The organism is Methylobacterium sp. WL12 (assembly GCF_008039475.1).
Lineage (GTDB): Bacteria > Pseudomonadota > Alphaproteobacteria > Rhizobiales > Beijerinckiaceae > Methylobacterium > Methylobacterium cerastii.
On sequence record NZ_VRUW01000060.1, the window covers coordinates 24,632 to 30,832 of the forward strand.

Here is a 6,201-nt window from a genome sequence, read left to right on the forward strand (position 1 = left end):
CGTCGGCGCTGGCCGTTTTTTGCGCCCACGCTAGGTTCTCCGCATGCGCGCACTTCTCGTCGGCCTCATCCTCGCCCTGCCCGCCCCGGCGCTCGCCGACGAATGCGGCGACCTGATCGACAAGGTGGCGAAGGAGACGGCGGCGAGCCCCGGCAACCGCAGCACCGACTTCGCCAACTTCTCGGCGGGCGACGGCACCACCCTGACGCTGTCCTGCGGCGGCCCGCAGCTCTCCTCGGTCGGCGCGCAGTTCCGCGGCGAGGCCCCGCCCGACGGCTACTACGCCCTGTTCGGCAAGGCCGGCCACGCCGTCACCGGGATCGGCGCCGACGTGATCGAGGCCGCCGCCCACAAGGCCCGCGAGGCTGCGAGCCGCCTACGCCACAGCAACGTCGACGCCGGCGGCGCCCGCATCACCTGCTCCGTCTCGGGCACGGACAAGGGGCCGCTGACCATGTGCGCCGTGATCGAGCACAGCGACCGGAGCTGAACGCGGCGGGCCGTCTCAGTCGGCCGCCTGCTCCAAGGTGCGGGCGACCCACTTGTTGAGGCTGATCCCGGCCCTGCGCGCCGACGAGACCAACGCGCGATGCAGCCCCGGCTCGACGCGCACGACGAACTGCCCGGAATAGGCCTTCGCGGGCTCTTCCCCGCGCTCGGCGCAGAACGCCAGGTAATCCTCGACGCTGTCGGCGAGCGCCTGCTTCAACTCGTCGACGGACCGGCCCTGAAACGTGATCACGTCGCGAAGATCCAGGATCTCGCCGTGAAAGAGGTCGGCTTCCGGGTCGTATTCGACGGACGCCTCGTAGTTTCGATACGGCATCGTCGTCATGGCGTGACTCCGGCCTCGAACAGGACGCGTCGCACCGACCTGACCGCGCCCTCGTCCGTCTCCTTCTGCGGATGGGGCCGATGGCATACGGCGCGCACGCCGTTCAGCGCGACCCGGATTCGCGATCCCCGGCCCTCCGTGACCTCCGCACCGCAGGCGATCATCAGGGCCTCGATGTCGGTCCAGACGACGCCCGAGCGCACCGGATCGGAGAGGATCGCCGCCAGCGTCGCCCGATGCCGCCCGCTGAGCTTCATATGATATCGAAAGCCAGTATCACACGTCGGCGCTCCCCGATGCGAGCGCCGACGTGTGCGACGATCTCAGCCCGTCCTCAGAGCGGGATGTTGTCGTGCTTCTTCCAGGGCTGCTCCATCTCCTTGGTGCGCAGCATGCCCAGCGCCCGCGCGATGCGCTTGCGGGTGGAATGCGGCATGATCACCTCGTCGATGTAGCCGCGCTCGGCCGCCACGAACGGCGACAGGAAGCGGTCCTCGTACTCGGTGGTCCGGCCGGCGATCTTGTCGGCGTCGCCGAGCTCGCTGCGGAAGATGATCTCGACCGCGCCCTTGGCGCCCATCACCGCGATCTGCGCGGTGGGCCAGGCGTAGTTCAGGTCGGCGCCGACGTGCTTGGAGGCCATCACGTCGTAGGCGCCGCCGAAGGCCTTTCGCGTGATGATGGTGACGAGCGGCACCGTCGCCTGGGAGTAGGCGAAGAGCAGCTTGGCGCCGTGCTTGATCAGGCCGCCGTATTCCTGCGCGGTGCCCGGCAGGAAGCCCGGCACGTCGACGAAGGTCACGATCGGGATCGAGAAGGCGTCGCAGAAGCGCACGAAGCGGGCGGCCTTGCGCGAGGCGTCCGCGTCCAGCACGCCCGCCAACACCATCGGCTGGTTGGCCACGAAGCCGACCGTGCGGCCCTCGATCCGGCCGAAGCCGGTCATGATGTTGCGGGCGTAAGCCGCCTGGATCTCGAAGAAGTCGCCCTCGTCGACCACGCGGCGGATCAGCTCGCCCATGTCGTAGGGCTTGTTCGGGTTGTCCGGGATCAGGGTGTCGAGCGACTTGTCGAGGCGTAAGGGGTCGTCGAAGCTCTCGATCTCCGGCACGCCGTCGATGTTGTTGGCCGGCAGGAAGTCGACGAGGCGGCGGATCTGAAGAAGGGCCTCGACGTCGTTCTCGAACGAGCCGTCGGCGATCGACGACTTCGTGGTGTGGACCTTGGCGCCGCCGAGCTCCTCGGCGGTGACGACCTCGTTCGTGACGGTCTTCACCACGTCGGGGCCGGTGACGAACATGTAGCTCGTGTCGCGGACCATGAAGATGAAGTCGGTCATGGCCGGCGAGTAGACGTCGCCGCCCGCGCACGGGCCCATGATGACGGAGATCTGCGGGATCACGCCGGACGCCATGACGTTGCGGCGGAACACCTCGCCGTAGCCGCCGAGCGCGGCCACGCCCTCCTGGATACGCGCGCCGCCGGCGTCGAAGATGCCGATGATCGGGGCGCGCATCTTCAGCGCCATGTCCTGGACCTTGACGATCTTGGCGGCGTGCGTCTCCGACAGCGAGCCGCCGAACACCGTGAAGTCCTTCGAGAACAGGAACACGGTGCGGCCGTTGATGGTGCCCCAGCCGGTGACGACGCCGTCGCCGGGGATCTTCTGCTTCTCCATCCCGAAATCGGTCGAGCGGTGCTGCACGAACATGTCGAACTCTTCGAACGACCCGTGGTCGAGCAGGAGTTCGATGCGCTCGCGCGCCGTGAGCTTGCCGCGCTTGTGCTGGGCGTCGACCCGCTTCTCGCCGCCGCCGAGGCGGGCGAGCGACCGGCGCTCCTCGAGCTTCTCCAGGATGTCCTTCATGGGTCGAGCGGTCCTGCCTCAGGCGTAGGGAGTTCTTGTTCCTTGCGCAGGCCGCCCGATCAGGACGGCGTGCCCAAGCTTGAACAGCGCCTTAGCATGCAGTTCCGCGCCGGGGAATTGAACCTGTTTTGGCCCGGCGAAAAGCCGAATTTTCCGGTCCGCGCGAGCGGCGCCTAGCGGGCCAGCGCCGCCACCTCGGCGGCGGCCAGGAACTCGACCTTGCGTCCGACGAGCCGCGTCGTGGCGTCCTCGTCCGCGCCCCAGACGGCGGTCTGGTAGGTCTCGTCGACGTGGGCGGCCTCCCAGCCCTCCTCAGCGGTGAGGCGCCCGGCGAGCATGGCCAACGCGATCAGCAGCGAGCCGCTCAGCGTCGTCAGGGTGTGGAAGGCGGCGAGCCGGAACGGGTCGTCGATCGCCGAGACCGCCGCGCGCAGGGCCGCCACCGAATCCTCCGGCTGCGTCACGTGCATCACGCCCTCGCTGAGGATCAGCCGGGCGCCCAGAGCCTCGCGCGCCCAATCGAGGATCGGGTCCCAGGCTTCTGCCTGCGCCGCCACGAGCCGCTCGGGCGTGCCGGCGCGGTAGGCGACGAGGTCGGTGCCGGCATAGGGCCACAGGTCCTCGGCCACCGCCGCCATGCGCGGGGCGACGCCGTCGATCGCGGTGTTGATCAGCCGCGTGAACGGCATCTTCGCGGGGTCGATGGTCTCGCCTTGCGCCGCCCACTCGGCGGCGAGGCGTTCGGCCAGCGCCCGCGTCGGCGCCGCCAGCGGGTTGCGCGCCGGGGTGTTGGCCGGGCGCCCGTCCAGCGTCAGGCGGAAGCCGCCTTCGCCCTCGGCGAACCCGGTCTCCTTGTAGAAGCGCTTCGGCAGCACCGGCTTGCCGTGGTCGCGCACCGCCCGCATCGGGTCGGGGCGCGGGGTGTCGGAAGGCTGTCCCAGCCAATCTTGGGTGACGTCGTCGCTCATGGCTCGGAGATTAAGGGATCGCGCGTGGTTTCGCGAGCCCGCTCAGCGCTCCGCGGGGTCGCGGAACAGGTCGCCCAAAGCCGTGGCGGTCTCGACCACGGTCACGGCGCCGGCGCCGAACAGGGCGCCGGGCGGATGGTAGCCCCAGGCCACGCCGACCGCGGCGGCACCGGCCGCCACCGCCATCGCCATGTCGTAGGAGGTGTCGCCCACCATCACGGTGGCGGAGGGGCCGACGCCCGCTTCCGCCATCGCCTGGTTCAGCATCGCCGGATCGGGCTTGGAGGGCGCGTCGTCGGCGGTCTGGGTGGTGGAAAACCAACCCTCCCAGCCGTTGAAGGCGACGAGGTGGTCGACGCCGCGCCGCGACTTGCCGGTGGCGATCCCGAGTCGCACGTCGTCGCGGGCGTGGAGGCGCGCGATCAGTTCGCCCATGCCCGGAAAGAGCGGCTCCTCGTAATCCGGGTCGAGGCGCAGCGCGTTGAAGGCGCGCTTGTAGCTCTCCGACAGGGCCGCGACCGGGCCGTCGTCGCCGACGAGGCGGCGGAAGGCCTGCGGCAGCGACAGGCCGACCACGGAGAGCGATTCGGCGCGGCTCGGCGCCGGCAGGCCGTTCTCGGCGAAGGCCGTGCCCTGCGCGGCGACGATCAGGTGCTGGCTGTCGACCAGCGTGCCGTCGACGTCGAAGACGACGAGCTTCACGCGCCGGGACGGCGGGGCCGCCTCACGGCTTGCGCTCGGCTGGCGCGGGCGCCGTCATCGGGGCGGGCGCGGGGGCCGAGGCCGGCGCCTGTTGCTGCAACGGCTGCGATTGCTGCTGCTGCGCCGAGGGGGTGCGCGGCCGTTCGTAGCCGAGCTTGCACCGGATCAGGAAGCGGCGGCGGCGGCCGCCCTGGAGCGCGCGCGCATGCGAGGCACGGTTGCAGGCGGCGTAAGAGCGCCGCCGCTTGTCGCCGGCGCGGACGCCGGGCGGGCCGGCGCGGCCGAGCGACGGCTGCGCCTGGGCGCCCGGGGCCGCAGCCGGGGCGGCAATCGCGAGGGTCTCGGGACCGATCACGCAAAGGGCGGCGAGGCAGGCCAGCGTCGTGAGCTTCATGTCGATCGGGTCTCACCACGGGGTCGAGTTAGGCTCGGGGGTCGAGTTAGGCTCGGGGGTCGAGTTAGGCTCGGTCGCGCGCAGCGAAGGGCCGGCGCTTCGCTGCCGTTCGAGGATATGAGCCTCGCGGGGTGGTTGCCAACCCTCGCGGCGCCGCAGAGCACGACGCGCGGGCCGCCTTCGCGATCACGAACGCTTGGCCCCGCGCCTCCGGGGCGTCGCCGATTTGGCCTCACGCCTCCGGCGCGTCGACGATCGGGTCGTAGCGGGCGGCATCGAAGCCGAGCAGGTTCCAGCTCTGCGCCATGTGCGGCGGCAGAGGCGCGCTCACGTCGATCGGCTTGCCGGTGCGCGGATGCGGGATCACGATCCGGCGGGCGAGCAGGTGGAGCCGGTTCTGGATGCCGCCGGGGAGCGCCCAGTTCTCGACCGAGAAATACTTCGGGTCGCCGACGATCGGGTGTCCGATATGGGCCGCGTGCGCGCGCAGCTGGTGGGTCCGCCCCGTCACCGGCTTGAACGACAGCCACGACACCTTCTGCGCCGCCTGGTCGACGGTGGCGTAGTAGGTCAGCGCATGGGTGGCGCCCTCCTCGCCGTGCTGGGCGATTCGCATGCGGGCGTCGGCGTCGGTCGGCTCCTCCTTGACGAGGTAGGTCGAGACCCGGCCCTGCGGCGTGCGCGGCACGCCGGCGGTGAGCGCCCAGTAGATCTTCCGCGCCGCGCGCGAGCGGAAGCTCTTGGCGAGCGTCGCCGCCGCGACCCGGGTCTTGGCGACGATGAGGCAGCCGGCGGTGTCCTTGTCGAGGCGGTGGACGAGGCGCGGCTTCGAGCCGTCGGGGCCGGCCAGCGCCTCGAGCAGCCCGTCCACGTGCCGGACGGTGCCTGAGCCGCCCTGCACCGCGAGGCCGAAGGGCTTGTTCAGCACCATCATGTCCGCGTCCTCGTAGAGGACTAGCGAGCGGATGAATTCGGCGTCGTCCTGGTCGCGGACCGGGTTGCGCGGGCGGTCGGCCGGCTGGTCGAGCTTGAGCGGCGGCACCCGCACGGCCATGCCCGGCTCGAGCCGGTCGTTCGGCTTGGCACGCTTGCCGTCGACGCGCAGCTCGCCCTTGCGGACGATGCTCTGCACGCGGGCGAAGGGCAGCTGCGGGAAGCGGGCCGTGAGGAAGCGGTCGATCCGCATCCCGGCCTCGTCGGGTTCGACGGTGAGCGTCTGCACGCCGGAGGCGAGCGTCGCCGAGGCCGCCGCGCGCTGCTGGCGCCGGGTCGGGCCCTCTACGGGCGCCGCGGGGGCGTCCTCGACGGGGCGCGGACGGGCGGCTCGGGCGAGGCTCGGACGCGCGCGGGCCGGCGCGCCGTCCGCGTCCCCCGACCCGGGGGGCGGAGCTCGCCGAGGCGCGCGGGCGGGCCGGGGCGCCGGCTCGGCGAGCTC

At 71.4% G+C, this 6,201-nt stretch carries 8 protein-coding genes; 1 reads left to right on the top strand and 7 read right to left on the bottom strand.

Going from position 1 to position 6,201, the window contains the following annotated elements; all coding sequences use genetic code 11:
* The first annotated feature begins 43 nt into the window (after window positions 1–43).
* Window positions 44–490, top strand: a complete 447-nt coding sequence (locus FV226_RS19285) for an ABC transporter ATPase (protein ID WP_147753377.1) — start codon at window positions 44–46, stop codon at window positions 488–490.
* 15 nt (window positions 491–505) lie between these two features.
* On the opposite strand, the gene FV226_RS19290 is transcribed toward FV226_RS19285, so the two are convergent.
* The 7 genes from FV226_RS19290 to FV226_RS19320 all read right to left on the bottom strand — a co-directional run.
* Window positions 506–835 carry a type II toxin-antitoxin system HicB family antitoxin gene (locus FV226_RS19290; RefSeq protein ID WP_147764154.1) on the bottom strand — a complete coding sequence of 110 codons (330 nt, stop codon included), beginning with the start codon at window positions 833–835 and terminating at the stop codon, window positions 506–508.
* Window positions 832–1,092, bottom strand: a complete 261-nt coding sequence (locus tag FV226_RS19295) for a type II toxin-antitoxin system HicA family toxin (protein ID WP_147764155.1) — start codon at window positions 1,090–1,092, stop codon at window positions 832–834. The genes FV226_RS19290 and FV226_RS19295 overlap by 4 nt, the downstream gene beginning before the upstream one ends.
* 77 nt (window positions 1,093–1,169) lie before the next feature.
* A complete protein-coding gene (locus FV226_RS19300; protein ID WP_147753374.1) occupies window positions 1,170–2,702 on the bottom strand; it encodes an acyl-CoA carboxylase subunit beta in 1,533 nt (510 codons plus the stop codon).
* A 173-nt stretch (window positions 2,703–2,875) separates the two neighbouring features.
* The gene (locus tag FV226_RS19305; protein ID WP_147764156.1) at window positions 2,876–3,670 is read right to left on the bottom strand and encodes an ATP12 family protein; all 795 of its coding nucleotides are present in this window, start codon (window positions 3,668–3,670) and stop codon (window positions 2,876–2,878) included.
* A gap of 42 nt (window positions 3,671–3,712) precedes the next feature.
* Entirely contained in the window at window positions 3,713–4,372 is a 660-nt protein-coding gene (locus FV226_RS19310) for an HAD-IA family hydrolase (RefSeq protein ID WP_147764157.1), read from the bottom strand.
* A 22-nt stretch (window positions 4,373–4,394) separates the two neighbouring features.
* Window positions 4,395–4,766: a hypothetical protein gene (locus FV226_RS19315; RefSeq protein WP_246691654.1), complete on the bottom strand. Its 372-nt coding sequence runs from the start codon at window positions 4,764–4,766 to the stop codon at window positions 4,395–4,397.
* A 232-nt stretch (window positions 4,767–4,998) separates the two neighbouring features.
* Window positions 4,999–6,201: RluA family pseudouridine synthase (locus FV226_RS19320; protein ID WP_246691655.1), on the bottom strand; the 1,203-nt coding region annotated here is incomplete at its 5' end.